General features: G+C 59.4%; 12 protein-coding genes. 8 read left to right on the top strand and 4 right to left on the bottom strand.

Features of this window, described 5'->3' with window-relative positions:
- Window positions 1–133: 133 nt before the first annotated feature.
- The 3 genes from PSELUDRAFT_RS04865 to PSELUDRAFT_RS04875 form a co-directional block, all read right to left on the bottom strand.
- Window positions 134–3,946 (bottom strand): translocation/assembly module TamB domain-containing protein, encoded by a 3,813-nt coding sequence (locus tag PSELUDRAFT_RS04865; protein ID WP_157725018.1) that lies wholly within the window; start codon window positions 3,944–3,946, stop codon window positions 134–136.
- A gap of 8 nt (window positions 3,947–3,954) precedes the next feature.
- Window positions 3,955–5,673: an autotransporter assembly complex family protein gene (locus tag PSELUDRAFT_RS04870; RefSeq protein WP_088965775.1), complete on the bottom strand. Its 1,719-nt coding sequence runs from the start codon at window positions 5,671–5,673 to the stop codon at window positions 3,955–3,957.
- A 154-nt stretch (window positions 5,674–5,827) separates the two neighbouring features.
- Window positions 5,828–6,676 (bottom strand): DMT family transporter, encoded by an 849-nt coding sequence (locus tag PSELUDRAFT_RS04875; RefSeq protein ID WP_164497419.1) that lies wholly within the window; start codon window positions 6,674–6,676, stop codon window positions 5,828–5,830.
- 199 nt (window positions 6,677–6,875) lie between these two features.
- Here PSELUDRAFT_RS04875 and PSELUDRAFT_RS04880 point away from each other — a divergent pair, with 199 nt between their 5' ends.
- The 8 genes from PSELUDRAFT_RS04880 (at window position 6,876) to PSELUDRAFT_RS19220 (ending at window position 17,648) form a co-directional block, all read left to right on the top strand.
- Window positions 6,876–7,643 carry a class I SAM-dependent methyltransferase gene (locus PSELUDRAFT_RS04880; RefSeq protein ID WP_088965777.1) on the top strand — a complete coding sequence of 256 codons (768 nt, stop codon included), beginning with the start codon at window positions 6,876–6,878 and terminating at the stop codon, window positions 7,641–7,643.
- A gap of 276 nt (window positions 7,644–7,919) precedes the next feature.
- Complete coding sequence (locus PSELUDRAFT_RS04885; RefSeq protein ID WP_088965778.1) at window positions 7,920–9,734, top strand: diguanylate cyclase; 1,815 nt, start codon at window positions 7,920–7,922, stop codon at window positions 9,732–9,734.
- 96 nt (window positions 9,735–9,830) lie between these two features.
- On the top strand, window positions 9,831–10,559 hold the full coding sequence (locus PSELUDRAFT_RS04890) for an ABC transporter substrate-binding protein (protein WP_088965779.1): 729 nt from the start codon (window positions 9,831–9,833) through the stop codon (window positions 10,557–10,559).
- A 241-nt stretch (window positions 10,560–10,800) separates the two neighbouring features.
- On the top strand, window positions 10,801–11,175 hold the full coding sequence (locus PSELUDRAFT_RS04895) for a cytochrome b562 (protein WP_088965780.1): 375 nt from the start codon (window positions 10,801–10,803) through the stop codon (window positions 11,173–11,175).
- Between the two features lie 259 nt (window positions 11,176–11,434).
- Window positions 11,435–12,769, top strand: coding sequence for a DUF3427 domain-containing protein (locus PSELUDRAFT_RS04900; protein ID WP_088965781.1), 1,335 nt, complete (start codon window positions 11,435–11,437; stop codon window positions 12,767–12,769).
- Between the two features lie 228 nt (window positions 12,770–12,997).
- Window positions 12,998–14,944, top strand: coding sequence for an ATP-binding protein (locus PSELUDRAFT_RS04905; RefSeq protein ID WP_088965782.1), 1,947 nt, complete (start codon window positions 12,998–13,000; stop codon window positions 14,942–14,944).
- A gap of 351 nt (window positions 14,945–15,295) precedes the next feature.
- Entirely contained in the window at window positions 15,296–16,744 is a 1,449-nt protein-coding gene (locus PSELUDRAFT_RS04910; protein WP_088965783.1) for an AAA family ATPase, read from the top strand.
- A 1-nt stretch (window position 16,745) separates the two neighbouring features.
- The gene (locus PSELUDRAFT_RS19220) at window positions 16,746–17,648 is read left to right on the top strand and encodes an HNH endonuclease (protein ID WP_157725019.1); all 903 of its coding nucleotides are present in this window, start codon (window positions 16,746–16,748) and stop codon (window positions 17,646–17,648) included.
- A gap of 994 nt (window positions 17,649–18,642) precedes the next feature.
- On the opposite strand, the gene PSELUDRAFT_RS20070 is transcribed toward PSELUDRAFT_RS19220, so the two are convergent.
- Window positions 18,643–18,963: a helix-turn-helix transcriptional regulator gene (locus PSELUDRAFT_RS20070; RefSeq protein ID WP_197693935.1), complete on the bottom strand. Its 321-nt coding sequence runs from the start codon at window positions 18,961–18,963 to the stop codon at window positions 18,643–18,645.
- Window positions 18,964–20,072 lie beyond the last annotated feature (1,109 nt).

Consider the following 20,072-nt stretch of genomic DNA (forward strand, 5'->3'; position numbering starts at 1 on the left):
CGCGGGTATGAACCGATGGTTCAACCCGCCCTACCGCTGGCGGCGCCACACGCAGGGCGGAAGCCCGGGGTTGCCAGGCTTGCCACCGTTCAACGTTGGCCGCATCGCGGCGAAACGCCCTGCCCAGGCAGCTTCAATCGAAACGGAAGGTGTAACGCAATTCGCTGGACGCCTCGCGGCCGGCGCGGGCGATCACCGACAGCTTCTGCGACAGCTGGTAGCTGAACTTTACCGCCTGCTCGGCGCTCTTCAGCCCGTACTCGTAGCCCACGTACAGCTCGCGGGTGATCTGCTTGCCCAGCGTCACCACCTGCTCGGCCGGGTTCACCGTGCCGCTGCTGCTGGTGCTGGCGGCACGCGACTGCACACCCACATCGTCGAACAGGCCGATGCGGTCGTTGAGCATGCCGGCCAGGAAGCCGCCGGCGGAAGCGCCGCCCATATCGTTGCTGCCCTCGCCCGGCGTGGCGGCGCGGCCCAGCACCATGTAGGACAGCTTGTCCTGCTCCGACATCGCCTCGTTGGCCACCAGTTTCACCGACGGCAGCAGCACCGAGCCACCGATCTCCACCCCGGCGCCGACGCTGGAATTGCGCCGCGTGGCCACGATGTCCAGCGACGGGTTGTCCAGCGGGCCGTTGAAGGTGATCACGCCCTTGCTGATGTCCAGGTCCTGGCCGTAGGCCTTGAAGCGGCCCTTGTCCACCCGCACCTGGCCGCGCGCCTGCAGCTCGGCCCCCGGCGCGGCCAGCAGCCGCACGTTGCCGCCAAGCTCGGCGTTGAGGCCGTTGCCGCTGAAGTGGAAATCGTTGCCCAGGCGGATGTTCAGATCCACCCCCAGCGGCAGGCGGGTATCGCTGTCCGCCTCCACCGTGCGGCCAACCACCACCACGTCGGACGACAGTTTGGGGCCGCCCAGCCTGGGCAGCTCCATGCGCGCCTGATCCACACCCAGGTCGCCGCGCAGGAACACCTTGCCCTGCTCCAGCGTCACCCGGCTGTCGCCGGATACCGTCAGCCGCCGCCCCGGGCGCTCGATCAGCACGAAGCGCGTCAGGCGCAGATTGATGGCCGCGCCCGGCTGGTCGCCATCCAGCGACAACTGGCCGCTGGCCTGCAAGCCGCCCTGCTGGCCAAAGCTGAGTTTTTCCACCTGCAGCGTCCGCTGCTGCAGCCGCGCCAGCAGCTCGCCCTGCTCCAGGCGGATGCCGTTCTTGCGCTCGATGAAGCGCAGCTTGTGGCCGTTGATTTCGCCGGCGTACAGCGGCGCCGTCAGCGGGCCGGACAGCCGCACGTCGGCATCCAGCGCGCCATCCAGATCAAAACCGCTGCCCAGCCACGGCTGGAACGGCGCCAGCGACGGCAGCGCCAGCTGCACCCGCGCCGCCACCTGTGCCGCATCCAGCCCCGCGCCCGGCGGCAGCTGCAGCGTGCCGTCACCGCTGATGCGGCCGTAGCGGCTTTCCAGCAGCAGGCGCAGCGGCGCGGCCGGCCCCAGGCCCAGCTGCAGCTCGGCGCGGCTCAGGCCCAGGCTCTGCGGGCCGCCCTTCTGCTGCGGCAGCTGCACATCGCCGCGTTCGCGGCGCAGGCTGAGCCGGCCTTGCGGCCAACCTTGCTGCCCGGCCAGCGACCAATCGCCCGCCAGCACCAGATCCTGCTGCACCGGCAGCTTCAGCCACGGCGACAGCGCCGCCAGCGCCAGGCTGTTCACCCGGCCGCTGCTGCGCCAGCCCTTGCCCTGCTGCCAGCCGGTGTCGTCCAGCTGCCACTGCGTGCCCAGCGCCTGCCAGCGGCTGGCGCCCAGCCGCACCTCATCGGCAGCCAGTTGCAGCGCCACCGGCGCTTCCAGCCGCAGGTTGACGCCGCCGGCCGCACGCAGCGCGGCCAGTTGCCCCTGCCAGCGCAGGCCCTGCGGCAGCAGGCCGCCGTTCAGCGCCAGGTTCACGCTCTGCGGCTTGTCCTGCAGCAGGCCATGCGCCTCCAGCTGCAGCTGGTGCGCGGCGCGGTTGCCGCTGGCGTTCAGTTGCAGCGTGTCCAGCTGCTGGCCGCCGGCGCGCACCTCGCGCCCGGCCAGTTGCAGGCGGAACGGGCTGTCCTGCTGCAGGCCGGTGCTGCCCTCGCCCTGCAGGCTGCCCACCGCCACACCGCCCGGCAGCCGCAGTGCGCGTGCTGCCAGTTTGGCGGCAATGTCCGGCCGCGCCGGGGTGCCGGCCAGCTGCACATTGGCGTCCAGTTCACCGCCGAAAGCCGGCCCCAGCAGCGACAGCTGCGGCGCCGTCAGGTTGAACAGCAGCTTGTCACCGCTCTGGCCCCAGCCGCCGCTGGCCTGCAGCCGGTTGCGGCCCAGGCTCAGGTCGGCCTGCAACTGTTTCACCCGCTGCGGCTGCCACTGCAGCGCCAGCTGCCCGCCCAGCGCGGCGCCACTGAGCTGGCTGCCGGCCAGTTTCAGCGCCACGTCGCCGTGCGGGGTGGTGGCCAGGCTGGCATGGGTGTCCAGCGTGCCGTTGATGTTGCCGGCCGGCCAGCGCGGGTCCACCCGCGACGGGTCGAAGCCCTGCAGCCGGCCGCTGAAGCTCAGCTGGCGGCTGTCGAACAGCCAGCCCATTTCGCCCTGCAGCCGGCCCAGGCCGGTGCGCAGCGTCATTTCCGGCACCTCCAGCCGGCGCGGCGCATCGGCCAGGCGCAGGCGGGCATCCAGCCCCAGCTGCTGGTTGCTGAGCTTCACCACCAGCTGCGGCAGCCGCGCCTTGCCGGCAGCCTGCACTTCGCCGTTGATGCGATGCGAGGGCAAGGCGGCGTGCAGCTGGTGGCTGTCGATATTGCGCAGTTCGGCATCCAGCGCCAGCGCATTGCTGGCGGCGCTGCCGCTGAGGGTGATGCTGCCGCCGGCCAGCTCGGCCTGCAGCCCCGGCAGGGTGAGGCGGTCGCCATCGATACGGAAATCGCCCCACAGCAGCGACAGCGGCAGCCGCTGTGCCGATACCGGCCCCGGCTCGCTGTTCACCAGCGAGATGCCGCCGCGCACCGAGTCGGCATCCAGCGGCTCCATGCCGATGGCCAGCGCCAGCCGCGCCTGCGGCAGGGTGGGCAGCAGCGCATGCGGGTTCACCCCGCCCACGCGCGCATCCAGCCGGCGCAGGCGCTGCAGCGGCGCGGCGGCGAACGGCCGCCATTCGCTGTTCAGCTTGATCAGCATGCCCTGGGCGCTGATCTCGCCGTCCAGCCGCGGCTGCAGCAGCGAGCCGGCCAGATTGACGTTGCCCTGCGAGGCCACGCCTTCCAGCACGCCGCGGTAATGCAGCTCGCCGGCCAGGCGGAACGGCAGGGTGTCCAGCAGGGTGAAGCCGACGGTGGCGCCGCCCCACGGCGTATCCAGTTGCTGCAGGGTGAAGTAATGGCGGCCACCCTCATAGCGGTAGTTGGCGCGCAGCGCCGACAGCAGCGGCTGCCCCGGCTGGCTGATGCTGCCCACCGTCAGCGCGTCCAGCCGCACGTCCAGCGGCAGCGCCAGCGAGCGCGGCGCCTGCGGCGGTGCTGGCGCCTTGCTGCTGGCCTTGCCGGCATAGTGGATATTGCCCAGCGCCAGCTGGCGGATGTACAGCTGGCCGCGCCACAGCGCGGACGGTTGCCAGTCCAGCTGCAGGCTGCTGAGCTGCAGCTGCTGGCCATCGCGCTGCCAGCTCACGTCGCGCAGGGTGAAGCCGCGCCACAGCGTGCCTTCGCTGCGGCCAACCTTGAGGCTGTCGTGGCTGAGCTTGCCCGCCCACTGCCACAGGGTGGCGAAGCCGGCGGGCGTGGCGGTCAGCCAGCCCAGCAGGCCGGCGATGCCGACCAGCAGCAGCAGCGGCGGCAGCGCAAAGCGCGACCAGGGCCAGAAGGACCGGCGGCGGCGAGCCGGCGGTGCGGCGGCGGTATCGGGGGCGGAGGTGTGTTCGGGTTCGTTCATCTGCTGCATCAGAACGCCAGCCCCAGGTTGAGGTTCCAGCGCCAGCGCTTGTCGCGGTTACCGTGCGCCAGGTCGAAGGCCAGCGGCGCCAGCGGGCTGAGCCAGCGCGCGCCCACGCCGTAGGCGGTGGCGAGGTTGAGCGACTGCCAGGAGCTGGCGGCGTCACCGGCATCGACGAACACCGCGGCGCGCCAGTTCTGCGTTACCGGGTACTGGTACTCGATGCTGCTGGTGGCCAGCACGCGGCCGCCTTCGATGGTGCCGTCGCTGTTCTTCACCCCCAGGCTTTCGAACTGGTAGCCGCGCACGCTGCCGGCGCCGCCGGCCTTGAACAGCCGCGAGGTCGGTACCTGGCTGCCGTCGGCGGCGAACACCTGGCCGCCTTCCACCCGGGTAACCAGGGTGCCGTGCAGCCAGTCCGGCGACCAGTAGTTGGCCAGCCGCACGTAGCCGCGCTGGAAGCGGGTGTCCGAGCCCAGCTCGCCCACGGTGGAGGCCACCTGCGCCTCGATCAGGTAGCCGCTGCTGGGGCGCAGCAGGTTGTCGATGGCGCGCTGCGTCCAGCCGTAGGAGGCGATCAGCGCCTTGCTGTCACGGCTGAGTACGCCGTGGTCGCGCTCCTGCTCCAGTACGTATTCCAGCCCCAGCCGCGATTCGATATTGCCTACCTGGCGGATGCGGAACACGCCCAGCGAGCGGCTGTCGGTCTGGGTGCCCAGCACGTCTTCATGGCTGACATGCAGGTTGACGGCGTGCGAGTAGCCGCCGGTTTCGCGCGGCAGCGCCAGGCCCAGATCCAGCTTCTGGCGGTCGTGCTTCCAGTCGTACACCACCGAGCCGGTATAACCGCGGCGGAACAAGTTGTAGTGCTCGTAACCCAGGCGCACGCCGGGGCCGTCACCGGTGCTGTAGTTGAGGCCCAGCTCCAGCTTCTGCCGCTTCACTTCGCTGACAGTCACGCCGATGGGCACGCGGTCGCCCTGCAGCTGCTCCCACAGCGGCGCCACCACCACGCCGCTGTAGTGGCTGTCTTTTTCCAGGCTGCTCTGGTAGTCGAGGATGTCCTGCTGGCGGTAGTCGCCGCCTTCGCGGAAGTTGGCCTGCCCGCGAATGACGCTTTCCGGGTAGCGCTCGTTGCCGCTGATCTGCAGCGGGCCGTAGCGGACCAGCGGGCCGCTGTCGATGCTGACGGTGAGCGTGGCGCTGCGCGTGGCCGGGTCGATCTCGGCACGCGAGGCGGTGATGCTGGCGCGCGGGAAACGCTCCAGCAGCAGCGGGCGCAGCGCCGCCTTCTTGCTGTCGTCCCAGTCGGCCTGGCGGAATATCGCGCCGTGCGGCAAGGTCCAGCCGGCCTGCGCCGCCTCGATGAAATGGCGGAAGTCATCCACCTGCGTCACCGCGCCGCTGAACTGCAGGTTCACCTGCCCCACCGTCACCGGCAGGCCGGGGTTCACCCGCACGTGCACCAGCTGGCCGTCGCGCTGCACGCTGACCTCGGCGGAAAAGTAGCCCTCGGTTTCCAGCAGCGCCTTCGCCTCCGCCGGCGTGCTCTCCAGCATGGCCTCCAGGTCGCGCTCCTGCAGGCTGTCGTCGCTGCGCAGCTGCAGCAGGTCCAGGTTCTCCTCCAGCAGCGGCTGCAGCGCCTGGGGCGCGTCTATCTCCACCCGGTAATCCAGCGCCAGGGCGGCAAGCGGCAGGCAGAGCAGAAGTAGCAACAGGTAACGCATCAACAGGGCATCCGGCTTGAATCGCGGTTTGCATGAACCGCTCTATGCATGAACGCGCTATGGTAGTTCAGATGCCCAAGCAGCGTCAGCCATCCGGCGTTGGCCGCCGCACAGCCGTAACAGGCTTTTATAAGAAACCGGCCTGCCCGCCCGCCTAACGCCACCGCCCGGCGATCACCAGCGCAATGCCGCCCACTATCGCCACCGCCGCCAGCAGCGTGCGCAGATGCAGCGCCTCGCCCAGGAACAGCCAGCCGGCCAGTGCCGCCAGCAGCGGCACGCTCAGCTGCACCGTGGCGGCCGTTGCCGCCGCCAGGTCACGCAGCGCGGTATACCAGATGGCGTAACCGATGCCGGAAGCCAGCGCGCCGGAGGCCAGCGCGTAGACCACGCCGGCCCACGGCAGCGCGGCATGCGGCGGAAACAGCAGGCACAGCGCGGCCGCCAGCGGTACCGCGCGGGCGAAGTTGCCCGCCGTCACCTGCGTGGCGTCGCCGGCACGGCGCCCCAGCAGCGAGTAGCCGCCCCAGGCCACGCCGGCCAGCAGCATCAGTGTCATGTTCGCCAGCGGCGGCGCCGCCACGCCCGGCAGCAGCAACACCAGCAGGCCGGCCAGCGCACAGACAAAACCCAGCCACTGCCGTGCGGCCAACCTTTCGCCCTGCCACAGCCCGTAGCCGATCATGCTGGCCTGCACCGCGCCGAACAGGCACAGCGCGCCGGTGGCGGTAGTCAGCCCCAGGTAGGCAAACGAGAACGCCGCCGCGTACACGAACAGCGCCGCCGCGCCGGCCCAGCTGCCGGCACGCGGCCAGATGCCGTCGCGCCCGCGCACCAGCAGCACCAGCACCAGTGCGCCGCTGGCCAGCCGCAGCAGGGTGAAGCTGCCGGCATCGATGCCGGTGGTGGCCAGCGCCAGCCGGCACAGCAGCGAGTTGCCGGCAAACGCCAGCATGGCCAGCCAGGTCAGCAGCAGGGTGGCGGAGCGGGAGGAAACGGGCATGGGCAGACTCCAGGGCGGCACGGGCATGCGCCTACCATAGCCCATAATCCGCCGGCATAGCGGCCGGCGGGGTACCTGCCGGCTGCGACTTTGGTCGCAGTGGCGCAGGCTGTTACTGCTTATAACAGGATAACTACCTGCCTTGTACCGGTATTGGCACTGCGCTACGGTGTGCACACCCAACCCGGAGCACTCCATCATGCAAGCCCATCAGCACGCCACCACCCGCCAGTTCGACCCGCAGGCGCAAGCCTATCTCGGCAGCGCGGTACACGCCGCCGGCCCCGACCTGGCCGCCGCCCGCGACCTGCTTGCGGCCAACCTGCCCGGCAGCGCCCGCGCACTGGACGTAGGCTGCGGCGCCGGCCACCTGGCCTTCACCCTGGCGCCGCTGCTGGCCGGCATCACCGCGCTGGACCCGGCGCCGTCCATGCTGGACACCGTGGCCAGCGCCGCCGCCGAGCGCGGCCTGGCCAATATCGCCACCTGCGCCGGCCACGCCGGGGCGCTGCCGTTTGCCGATGGCAGCTTCGATCTGGTGGCCAGCCGCTACAGCGCGCACCACTGGCTGGACCTGGCTGCCGGCGTGGCCGACATGCGCCGCGTCACCGCCCCCGGCGGCTATGTGCTGATCATCGACGTGGAAGCCCCGCAGGACGCGCTGGCCGACACCCACCTGCAATGCTGGGAGCTGCTGCGCGACAGCTCGCACCTGCGCGACCGCAGCGATGCCGAATGGCGCGCGCTGCTGGCGGATGCCGGCATCGAGCTGCTGGCCCACCAGCGCTGGCCGCTGCGGCTGGAATTCGACAGCTGGGTAAAACGCATGCGCACCCCGGCGGAGAAAGTGGCGATGCTGCGCCAGCTGCAGCAGGAAGCGCCGCAGGAAGTGGCCGCCGCGCTGCAGCTGGAGGCGGACGGCAGCTTTACCGCGCAAACCGGGCTGTGGTGGGGCCGGGTGCTGTAAACACCAGGCTTGAAACACCCACCGGAAAGTCGCCTGCGGGCCGGCAGGGGACGCAGGCGGCAAGGCATGCCGCAGCCCGCTGGCGCAAAGTAGTGGCAGGCGCCTGGCAGCAGATTCAACCAATTGCCATGCAGACCGATTAAGATGAAACAGTAACTGCGGCGGACAGTGCTACCGGCACCCGGCCCGCAGTCACGGGCCATGCCGCGGTCAAGCACTGCGGCCATTGCCGCGCCGGCACCCCGGCTGCGGCCAACCTGCCACGCCGCACCAGCCATGACCACACGCTGCCTGTTCCTGCTGCTGCTGTGCTGCCTTGCCCTGTGCACCAGGGCCTGGGCCGGCGGCGTGCAGCTGGCCGCAGACACGCCCAGCTACCAGCTGAACACCGTTGCCGACGTGCTGGAAGACCCCGGCGGCCAGCTCACGCTGGCCGACGTGCGCGGCAAGCAGGCCGGCGCCTTCCGCCCGCCCGACGGCGGGCTGTCCAGCTTCGGCTTCACCCACTCGGCGTACTGGTTCCGCTTCGAGCTGAACAACCCCACGGCGCAGCCGCGCGACATGCTGCTGGTACTGCGCACCCCCTGGCTGGACAGCATCGAGCTGTACCAGCCGGACGAACACGGCGGCTACTTCCGCCAGCTACAGGGCGACACCCTGCCGTTCGCCGCCCGCCCGCACCCGCATCCGCAGTTCCTGATGGACATGCGCATTGCGCCGGGGCGGCACAGCTACTACCTGCGCATCGCCAGCCTGCAGGCGTTCATGAACCCGTTCGAGCTGTGGCAGCCGGCGGCGTTTCACGACAGCGACCGGCTGTGGGCCGGCTACTTCGGCATGTTCTACGGCGTGCTGCTGGTGATGATGCTGTACAACGGCTTTATCTGGCTGTCCACGCGTGACCGCAACTACGGCTACTACTGCCTGTACCTGGTCATCTTCTTCCTGATGAACTTCTCCTACAGCGGCTTCGCCTACCAGTACCTGTGGCCGGATTCGCCACGCTGGCTCACCGCCACCTACTCCAGCTGGATCTTCCTGTACCAGGCAGTGGCCATCGTGTTCGCCTGCCACTTTCTGGAGGCGCGCCAGCGCCTGCCGCGCCTGCACCGCATACTGCGGGCCTACCTTGTTACCGTGCTGCTGGTCTGGGGCGGCTCGCTGGCCAACGACAACCGCGTGCTGCACAACGCTCTGGCGGTGTACTTCATCTTCGTGCTGACGCCGCTGATCCTGCTTTCCGGCCTGGCCGCCTGGCGCCACGGCTACAAGGCGGCGCGCTTCTTCACCCTGGCGGCCACCGCCACACTGATTGGTGCCTTTGTCACCGCGCTCACCGTCAGCGGCGCCCTGCCCTACTCGTTTGCCAGTTTCCACGCCGCCGAATTCGGCATCACCGCCGACGTGGTACTGCTGGCGCTGGCGCTGGCCGACCGCATCAACATCCTGCGCGAGCAGAAAGAAGCGGCGGAAAAAAACGTGATCCACGAGAAGCTGCAGTCCCACGCCAGGCTGGAACAGGCCAAGCTGGCGCTGGAATACACCGTGCAGCAGCGCACCGCCGAGCTGGCGCGCGCCCGCGACGAGGCCGAGCGCCTGGCGCGCATCGACGTGCTGACCGGCGTCTCCAACCGCCGCTACTTCGAGGAAATCGCCAGCCACGAATTCGCCCGCGCCCGCCGCTACCAGCAGCCGCTGGCACTGATCCTGTTCGACATCGACCTGTTCAAGCAGATCAACGACAGCTACGGCCACGCCGTGGGCGATGCAGTGTTGCGCGACGTGGCCGATACCAGCAGCCAGGTGGTACGCGACGTGGACTTCGTGGCGCGCATCGGCGGCGAGGAATTCGCCGTCCTGCTGCCCGGCGTGGCGGCCACGCAAGCTATTGCCAGCGCCGAACGGCTGCGCGGCGAAATCGCCGCCCGGCAACTGGACAGCAACGGCCAGCCGGTACGCTTTACCGCCAGCTTTGGCGTGGCGCAGCTGGAAGACGGCGACAACAGCTACCAGACCCTCCTGCAGCGCGCCGACCAGATGATGTACCAATCCAAGCGCGCCGGCCGCAACCAGGTCTCGCCGCTGCTGTAGCGGCTTGCTGGCACAGCGCTGCGGCCAACTTTGCGCTAAGGTAGCGCCCTGCCGTGGCCGCCACGGCCACGCCACCCACCACCCCTCCGGATCTGCATGCGCATCACACGCTCCCTGCTGCTGGCCTGCTGCCTGAGCGGCGCCCTGCACGCCGCGCCGCTCACCATCATGGTGGAAGACGCCGCCGCGCCGTGGTCCAACCCGGACGGCAGCGGCTACGCCAACAGCATCGTGCGCGAGGCCTTCAACGCCGCCGGCGTGCCCATCAAACTCATCGTGGTGCCCTACGCCCGCTGCAAGGCCAGCGTGCTGGCCGGCGAAGCAGCGGCCTGCTTCAACATGTCATGGGAGCCGGCAATGCAGGGGCGGGTGACATTTGCCAGCCAGCCCATCTTCGTCACCGAATCGCGGGTGTACGCCGTCAGCAATACCACGCTGGCCAGCGCCGGTAACCTCGCCAGCCTGCCCGCCGGCAGCAGCGTCGGCCTGGTCTACGGCTACGAATACCCCGACAAGCTCAACAGCATCAAAGCGCGCGTCAGCATCGACTACTCCAACAGCGAAAGCATCATGCTGAAAAAGCTGCTGGCCGGCCGCATCCAGTACGCGGTACTGAACATCGACGCCAGGAAGACCGAAGCACTGGTCATGCACAACGCCGGCATCGACCGCCAGCAAGTGCGCTACCTGTTCACCGCCGGCAAGCTGCGCTCCTACATCGGCTTCAGCACCCGCCACCCGCAAGGCGAACACGCACTGCAGAAATTCAACCAGGGCATGCGCCGTATCCACGACCGCATCGACAGCATCATCCAGGCCAACTGAACCGGCAGCGTTCGGCGTGCCTCGAAGCACCCCTTTTTCCAGCCGGACAAGTCGCGACGAGGCCAGGTGCGCATGGCGAGAACGAAACCAGCTGCGCTGCATATGATTGATATGCAAGGAAAAACTCTTGTGAGCAACGCAGTATCGCAACGAAAGCGGAGGTTCCGCGCGGCCCGTTAAGCTGTCGTTAATCCCTGCTACCTATAGTGCCGACAGCCCCCTCACTCACGGAACCGACACCATGACGACCGCTCGCACCACCAAACTCGGCCTGGCCCTGCTGCTGATGGCCTGCTTCGCCACCGCCCCGGCCCAGGCAGGCGAAATCAAGAACGTGATGAAAGACATGAAGACCACCGTGAAGGCCGCACTGGCCAGCAACAATATGGCGGACTTCAACAAACACTTCACCCAGCTGCAGAACGACGTGGCCAAGGCCAGCAAACTGCCGCTGAAAAAAGACCAACCCACCTACGACAAGGGCCTGAAGGAACTGCAACAGCAGCTGGACGTGGTAAGCCAGGCGGTAAAAGCCAACAACCTGGCCGCCGCCAAGGACGCACTGCAGAAAACCGACCCGATCAAGAAGCACTACCACAAGCAGCTGGACATCTAAGCCATGCGGCCAACGTTGGCCGCAAGCTGTGTTGCCCGGCAGATGAAATGGAAACAGCCCCCGCGGATGCGGGGGCTGTTTTTTTGAGCTGCGTGGCGCACGCGCCAATCCACGACCTAGCTCATATCATCAGCGCTGAACTACCCGCCTGGTTTGCCTGCTTGCCCCGCACTTGAGCACGGCCAACTTTTATAGATATCCATGTTGCATTCATAAAAACCATGCCATAAGCTGCCAAAAAACATATCGAAATAAGCGAATGGCAACTCTGGATTCCGGTGCCGACCTCGGCCCCAGCGGCCGAATTCGGCAGCTGCGCCAGTATTTGGCTGGCCTCACTCAGCAACACGTGTTGGCGGTGCTGCAGGACTTCTCATTAGAAGAGGCTGCGCAGTATGGCTACAGCGATTCCGCTGACTACGACCTGATTCATAACAGCCAGCGCTATCCGCCCAAGGCGGTACTAGGGTTGGCCGCAGGCCAGCTACTCGGCCAAGCCCTACCGGCCAGCAGCTTTACCGGCGGCCTGTCATCCCCCTGCTTCCATATTCTGGAAAACCTCGGCTTTACCATTGCCCCCAAGCCCGCCCTGCGGCGCTACCAACAATACGATCGCTACGCCATCTCGCAGCTGTTTGAGCCTGGCTGCACATTTAGCCCCGGTGCAGGACGTTGGGGCATACCCGGCATCGTCGAGACCCCCAAAGACAGCGGCCACTTTGTATTTTTAGTAACGCTTGGCAAACCCGTAGAAGGCAACCCCTACCAAGACGCCCTCACCACCGACGGCTACCTAATATGGGAATCACAAACCCGCCATAGCTTTAAATCCAAGGCCATTCAGCAGCTGTTGGTACACAACGAACAACAACACAATGTGCACCTGTTTTTGCGGCCAACTAGTAACAGCGATTACTTCTACATGGGCCTGTTGGCCTACCACAGCCACGACCCGCAAAAAACAAACCCCGTGCATTTTGTCTGGCGAATCCTGAATTGGGACCTGAGCCCTGAAACGCTGCAAACCATGCTGCTACCAGTGCTTCCTGCACTGAACCCCACCTACAGCGCCCCCAAGACACCGGCCGCCACACAGACCCTACAGCGCGTCGCGCCCCCGCAAGCAACGACAAGCAGCCATAAGCGCACTGGCAAAAAACCAGCTAGCGGCAATGTAGATTGGGCAGCCCGCGACGAGCGCAACCGCGACTTAGGGCTGCAAGGTGAAAAGCTGGTGCTGCAGTATGAAATCGACAGCCTGCGCCAATGCTGTCGTCATGATCTTGCGGAACAGGTGCAGCACATTGCGCTAAGTAATTCGGCCGCAGGTTACGACATTGCATCGTTTTACCCTGATGGTCGGCCGAAACTAATTGAAGTAAAAACTACGCAAGGCCCGTCAAATACACCATTTTATATTTCGGCTAATGAGGTTTTGGTCTCACAAATACTGGCTGATGCCTACGTCATTTATCGCGTTTTTGACTTCAAGGCAGGTGTAGTCAACGTGAGTTTTTTTGAGATGACGGGGAGTGCAGAGCAAAACTGCAAATTAGAGGCGGTAAGTTTTAAAGCTCAACCAGTAATGTTATGACTCGACCGGGATATTGCACTTCTGTAGAGACACAGCTAGATAAGCAATGTTGGCGACAACTGATCGGCCTTAGCTGCCGTTGGTTCCTAGGGTATCACTGTCTGCAAACATAGATCACCGGTCATAAAGCAAGTAGGAATCCGTTGCCATCTTTGAGAGCCGAATCGTTCCAGATGGTAATTATTTTTCGTATCCTGAAGACATTCAAAACGCATAAAGAGCATTGCCATGGAACAACAAACACTCCTCTACGATGAGCGATTCCTTGAGAACCATGCGGGTGCCATCATCACTGATCCCGCCACTGCCATTGTTGAGCTTGTTGCTAACAGCTGGGACGCTTATGCAACCGAGGTTCGCATAACCTGGCCGGATCCCAAGGAAGGGCAGCCGTTCAGAATTTGGGACAATGGGCATGGGATGACACGGGATGAGTTTCAAAATATTTGGCGAACCATTGACTACAACCGAGTGAAGAACCAAGGGCGGAGTACCGAGCCGCCAAGCGATGTTCAGGGGCTATCCCGCACTGTATTTGGGAAGAATGGCAAGGGCCGTTTCGCGAGCTTTTGCTTTGCAAGTGAATACATCATCACTTCCAAGAAGAATGGGCAGGAATTTGTTTGTAAGGTTCGCACGACCTCAACTGCCCCTCTCGTTCTTGAAGAACTTTCCTTCAAGGCTGAAGGTGTAGAGGGGCATGGAACAGAAATCGTAGGGACTGGCGTCATTCCACGAAGAGTGTTCAGTGAGGAACAAGCTAGAGAGTTGATCGGTAGTCGCTTCCTTGCGAATCCATCCTTCAAAGTTTTAGTTAGTGGTCGCCAAATCACCTTCAACGATATTCCGTCTCTTTTATCTACTGAAGAAGTAGAAGTCAATGATTACGGAACCGTTCGTATTCTTCATATCGATGCCAAGAAGGCTGATAAAACCACAAAGCAGCACGGCATAGCATGGTGGGTCCAAAACCGTGCGGTGGGCGAGTGCAAGTGGAGCGGTAGCGACTACGAGAAAATTCTTGATGGAAGAACTTCAGAGGCAAAGCGATTTACATTCATTGTTCAAGCAGATTACCTCAACCAGCTAGATGCCGTTCTTGAAAATTGGAAGGGCTTTAAGGAAGATCACCCTGTATGGCTCCAAACCCGCGAGATTGTTCAGGATCGCATTCGCCAGATCATCTTCGATAGCAGCAAGACAGAGCGGGAAAGCCGGCGAAGTGCAGTTATTGGAAAGGTTGGCAACTCGATCAACACCCTTTCCCCCGTAAGCAAGGACAGAGTTAAAAGCTTCATTAATGAGGTCATTGATACTTGCCCAAACTTCGGTGAGAACGAAATCGTACAGCTGTCTATTATTCTCGCCAAGCTCGAGCAATCCAAGTCTCGTTATGGACTACTTGACCTGCTACACAAGTGCGAACCCCATGATTATGATAATCTGCATGCCATTCTAAATGAATGGACAATTGGAATGGCAAAGCTAGTCTTGGACGAAATACAGAATCGTTTGAAGATTATAAATGAATTCCGAATCAAGATTCAGATTGCTGGCATAGATGAAGTAAAGGAACTTCAACCATTATTCTCCAAGGGATTGTGGATGTTTGGGGACAAATTTGAATCAATTCACTTTACCTCCAACAAGGGAATGACTACTGTCATCCGTGAACTCTTTGATGGTAAAGATGATAAGGCTTCACTGAATCGTCCGGATTTTGTTATTCGACTTGATGGCAGTGTAGGATTCTATTCTTTGCCATCTTATTGCGACGAGTTTCAAGAAGAAGGCGTCCAACATCTTGTTATTGTCGATCTCAAAACAACAAAACTTTCACTTGGGTCAAAAGAGAAAGAGCAAATTTGGAAGTATGTCAAAGAATTACGAAAGAAGGGCTACATCCAGCCCGAAACGAGAATTGATGGTTTTGTTTTAGGAGATCAAATTGAACCCGGCGAAGGGGGCACTCGAACCGAGGACAATAAAAAGGTAACAATTCAACCACTTCTATATAGTGTGCTTTTGAACAGAGCCGAGCAACGATTATTGAAGCTCTTTGAGAAGGTTAAAGAAGCCCCATTCTTACTTGAGCAGCAAGAAGAGTTGAAAAAATTTATTGAGCCTGCGGAAGTGATACAGAAAGACATACTAACTGAACAAAGTGTTGCCTAATTATTTCTAAAAACGTAGCTAAGCGAGGACTATCCTCAAGGGCTGACGATCTGCCCGCAGGCAGTGGTTCGGCCAATACAGTCAGTCTTGTTGCAGATGAACATGGCTGATTTCAGCCTAGATGCAACCGAGGAAGCGTCTAGGGTGCTAGCGGCGATTCGTCTTGAATTGAAGTGAGCACGTCAACAGGATTGCAATGTGAGGCTTGCCGGCCAGTATGGTAAAGGATCATCAACGTTTTGATGCTCAACAGGGAAATTTTCATCAATACTGCAATTGCACGAAAATTAGCTTAGATATCACCTTCATAAAAATATAATTTATATTCAATTTATCTATAGGTAAGATCAGATGGAATTCCTAGTGCAGCGCTACAACGCGCCAGCCCCGTCAGTTGATACATATCCTCACTGCCTCCTCAAACAAGATAACTGGGATGACTACTCTTCCAAGACGTTGTTCCGATTGACATATATTGCATCGCCATCAGAGAAATTACCGCTTGGCAGCATTAAGATAATGTCGAATCGAGTAGAGGATTACGACCCTCAGGGCTTCGTGCTTCTTCCTGATTCCTTCAAGTCCCTTGACGAAAATTTCGCGTCACTTGGACAAGAGCTGGGCTTCTATGAGGATCTCGCCAAAGACACTCACCTGATGGAGCAAATTCTCACTAGTCTTAATGACCTCGTCTACAACCAAGGAATTGTTGAAGACTTTGAAAATTTGGCTGTTTTTAAAAATTCACTTATTCGGTTCAGTGAAGCAGAGCAGGCATTCCGTCAAGGTAATCGATTGTTAATAGGACAGGTTTCTGGCGAAAATAGCTACGATTTCTCCTTTGAGTGCAAAGTTGGGTCTGCATCTCAAAATCATAAAGCAAAGTTTATATTCGACGGTACTGACGTTATTCCCGGGCGGATCGTGGCAATCATTGGAGGTAACGGTACTGGCAAGACTCAGTTCTTGGCGAAAATGGCACTCGCTCTAAGTGGTGAAAGTGAATCCGGCAGGTTTCAACCTAACCGCCCGTCCTTTTCAAAAATTATTGCAGTTTCTTATAGTGCCTTCGATAAATTTGAACGCCCTAACAAGAAAAGAACCTTCAGTTATATATATTGCGGCCTTAAAGACAATCAAGGCTTTCTTACAGCTAAAAAACTAGAATCGCGTTACGAAAATTCGGCTGCAAAGCTTACCCTGCTGCGCAGGGAAAGGCTTTGGTTCGATGTTCTTAAGAATCTAATTGATGAGAATCACTTACTTCAAATATCTGAAGATTTATTTGATAAAAAGATTTTTTCTAGGGTGGCTCACAATTCTGACGGACTTCTAAGTTCAGGGCAAAGCATCATTATGTACATAGTCACGGAAATTCTAGCGAATATCCGGAGCCAATCGCTCATCCTTTTTGATGAGCCAGAGATGCATTTGCATCCAAGTGCGATAGCAAAGTTGATTATAATCATAAATACCATACTTCAGCACTTTGACTCTTATGCATTACTTGCGACGCACTCTCCCCTTATCCTGCAAGAAGTCCCCAGCAAATATGTAAAAGTCTTTGATAGAGTCGGCTCAATTCCTATTGTGCGAGATCTTGACATGGAATGTTTTGGAGAAAACATTACAGTTATCACCAAACATGTTTTCGAGACTGTCGCAACAGAGCCAAATTACAAAAAAGTATTGAGGCAATTGTCTTCGAAATATACAGCCAGTGAAGTGAACGAAATATTCAAAGGCGAATTGAGTCTCAATGCTTCAATTTTCCTGCAGGCACTTTACGACGGCGAATAAAATGAAAAATCTTAATCCGCTGGATGCCCCATTCAATCACTACTTCAATAGAATTGTAGATGGAAAAAACAATACGGTTAAAGGAAAACAAAACGCTGCAAAGAAAACTCTTGAATCGCTAAAAAATATCATCGCTCAACATTACACGCTATACACAGATAAATTTAAAAGCGACACATTGTTTACGTTACCAACGTCGACCTACGGTGGGCAGCAGAAGGAACACCTTCTCCAAGCATATACAGGAGGCGGTGAAGCGTTAGATGGACTCAAAGCGTTCATAAAAGCGGCACAACCGACCCGACTCCAAGGCACTTGTCAATATTGTGGAATTTCCATTCCTAAAACTATGGATCACTATGTGCCGAAAGAGGATTTTCCAGAATTTGCAGTAATGGCTCTCAACCTTGTTCCGTGCTGTGGAGAATGTAATGGCCATAAATTGGCCTACTGGAAAGACTCTAATACAAGAGGAATAATAAATTTTTATCGCGACCCAATCCCTAACGTGAGATTCCTCTTTGTAACATTGGTTTGGTCCGGAAATTTTGCCATTCCGACATTCTTTATAGAAAATAGCGGCAATATTGATGGCACTCTTTTTTCTATAATTGAAAAACACTTCAGTCGGCTTCACCTTCTTAGTCGATACAAAGATCAATCAAATGATTTTATTACGGACACGATAGACTCAGTTGTGTCTAATGCAGACAACCCTGACCCCCAGACCATTTCGAATAATCTGCATGGGCATGTGTCAAAAATAGAAAGCCGACTGGGCGTAAATTCATGGAAAGCCGTACTTCTACAAGCGTTGGCTTCTGAGGCTCGTTTCATCACCTTGCTATCGACCAAAATAGCTCGCAAAGTTGATGTCAATAAAGATGGAGACGAAGACGATTAACACGTCGATCACCTTAAAATCGTCCGCCCTTCCATATCAAACTCAATGAAAGAGCAGCCACTTTACTTTGCAAAATTTATGAAGGCCTGCTTTTCGATGTAAAAGCAGGCCTTGTTTATTAGGTGCTTAAGTGACTGCTTAGGCCGACAAACAGACTTGTGACCTCCATGACACAAACCTTATCGGTTAGCTACAAATGAAAAATGGCCTCCAAACTTGGAGGCCATTTGCTAAACTAACTGCAGAGCGGAGAATCCCAAAAATCTAGAAAAGTGGGAAAAAACTAGATATTCGTGGGATCCTACATACATACACTGTAGATGAACGCATAACCTGGGAAATCCCATCATTTCAAATCAATGAGTTACAACGCACCAGGATGCATAAGACAAGAAAATTCGAAGCATAAGCTGGGAATTTACGCTCGTTGCCCAGCAAAAAAACTCGGCTCATCCAGTCGAAAACTAAGCCTTCCCATCAGTATGAGTGAGCACCATCGACGGAAAATGCTCTCAGAAACCGGCTGCTAAATATAGCTGTTTTCAGGTCATCACCCAAGGACCGATAAGCCAATGGATTGAGCGCCACCATCTCCTGACAGCGGGCAACTGTACAGTTTTTGTCAGAAATCGCAGCGAATGCAGCCTGCCGGTTGGCGCCTGGGCTCACATGACAAGCATGTAAACATGTTTGAATGGCAAATAACATAGAACTAGGAGTACGGCTTACGGGTAAAACATCGATTGAGCCACAGTAAGGGGGCCCAGAAAGATGCCAGCCTCTGCTGTCTGATTCTTGCTTGATTGCCCAGTACAGCCCAGAGGTTTTGTCTGAAAAGTGTTCTATTCGAAGCGGTTTTGTCTGAATTGTGTAGGATTCTGACTGTGACGCAGGGAAAGACGCCAAGGTAGATGTCCAGCTCCAGACAAGGAAAAAGACAGCGAGAAAGGGGACTCCAGGGGTCAGGTGCTGCTGGCTCGTGGCGACCAGATAGTCACTTTGACTTCCTGACTTTACTGGCCCGCTGACGTGGGGAAGCAGTCCTTGTCAACATAAGCGGATTGATGCTCGCAATGGGAGCAATCGTCTCGAACCACGATTCCCGCCCCAATACCCGGACAACCTGGATAAGTGTTCGTAGCGACGAACCACCGCCAGCCTCCAGATTCCGCAAAGTACGAACGCTGATACCCGCGCGCTCGGCAAGTGATTTCTGGTCGAGGTTACGATGTATCCGCAGTGTCTTCAACCGCTCCCCCAGAGCTACTTCCATTTCGTCCACCGTTTGATGCCGGGGTTCGTTGCTCGTCGCCATACATTGCCTCCAGAAACCATCTGCAACAACCGGCAATATTATTCCTCTTATCTTCAAAAATCACTAATAAGAGGCTATTTTTTGCTGGTTATTGCGATGAGTGGTGAACGTAGCCCATGGCAATGCTCCTGGCACACCGACCTCTTTCACACGGCGTTCCGGGATTCGCATTTCATGCCCTCGACGGTGCCTATACTCTGATGCAAGACCTGCATGCTACTCGCCGAGCACAATGCCGCCGGATAGAAGGGCCGCCCCATCCAGGATGGGCTTCGGTGATGCTGCGATTGCCGCCGGCGCGGACGAGGTGCTCACCACCAGCGCGCCGGGGAAACCGATGCTGGGGGGAAGTTCTGAGACATCCGGCGCGCAGGCGAAGACAGAAGCGCGGAACGAAAGTCTGTCGGGCGAGGCCGGCTCCATACCGTAGTACGTGGGTGGCGGTTGAGTGAAGGCTATCCCAGGCAGGACATGCCCTAGGGAGGGCTGGGCTCAGCCTCACCACCCGTAGGTAGGCTGTGAAAGTGTGCATACGCCTTTTCGGCTGAGCCTTTTAACCATGAGCTGAAACTATTGCACCGTGCGGATGTAGAAACACCACTTGCACCGTTACAAAGTAACTCTGTACAGCTCAGTTACCGCAAGCAGCAACGCTGTATCCCATAGCCCGGTACCCCGCCTGTCGCTTATCCCACATATGTACAAGCGCAGCATGCCCGGCATCGACAAAGTCGATAATGCGCACATCTGTTTTGGTTGCGTGTTCCCGATGTAGGCGACCGGCATACTGCTGCAGCGTTCCTTTCCAAGAGACAGGCATTGCTAACACCAGCGTATCAAGTGGTGGGTGAAAGCTCGGTATAGCAGTACGCTCTGGCCACGAGTCCTGGCACGCGCAATGACGCTTGCAGCGGAAGGTCTGTACGGGAAATTTGTAGTGCGGGTTTTGCTCAACATCAGGCGGTCAATAGAACGACAAACCGCGCAGCATATCAGAGTGTTTTCATGAAAAATAGAGGCGTTTTTGCCGACGTTACAAGCAATAAAACAGAAAATGGTTGATTGTGCAGGGGCTTTGGGGGAGAAGTTTTTTTCGCGTTACGCGCATG

The organism is Vogesella sp. LIG4 (assembly GCF_900090205.1).
Lineage (GTDB): Bacteria > Pseudomonadota > Gammaproteobacteria > Burkholderiales > Chromobacteriaceae > Vogesella.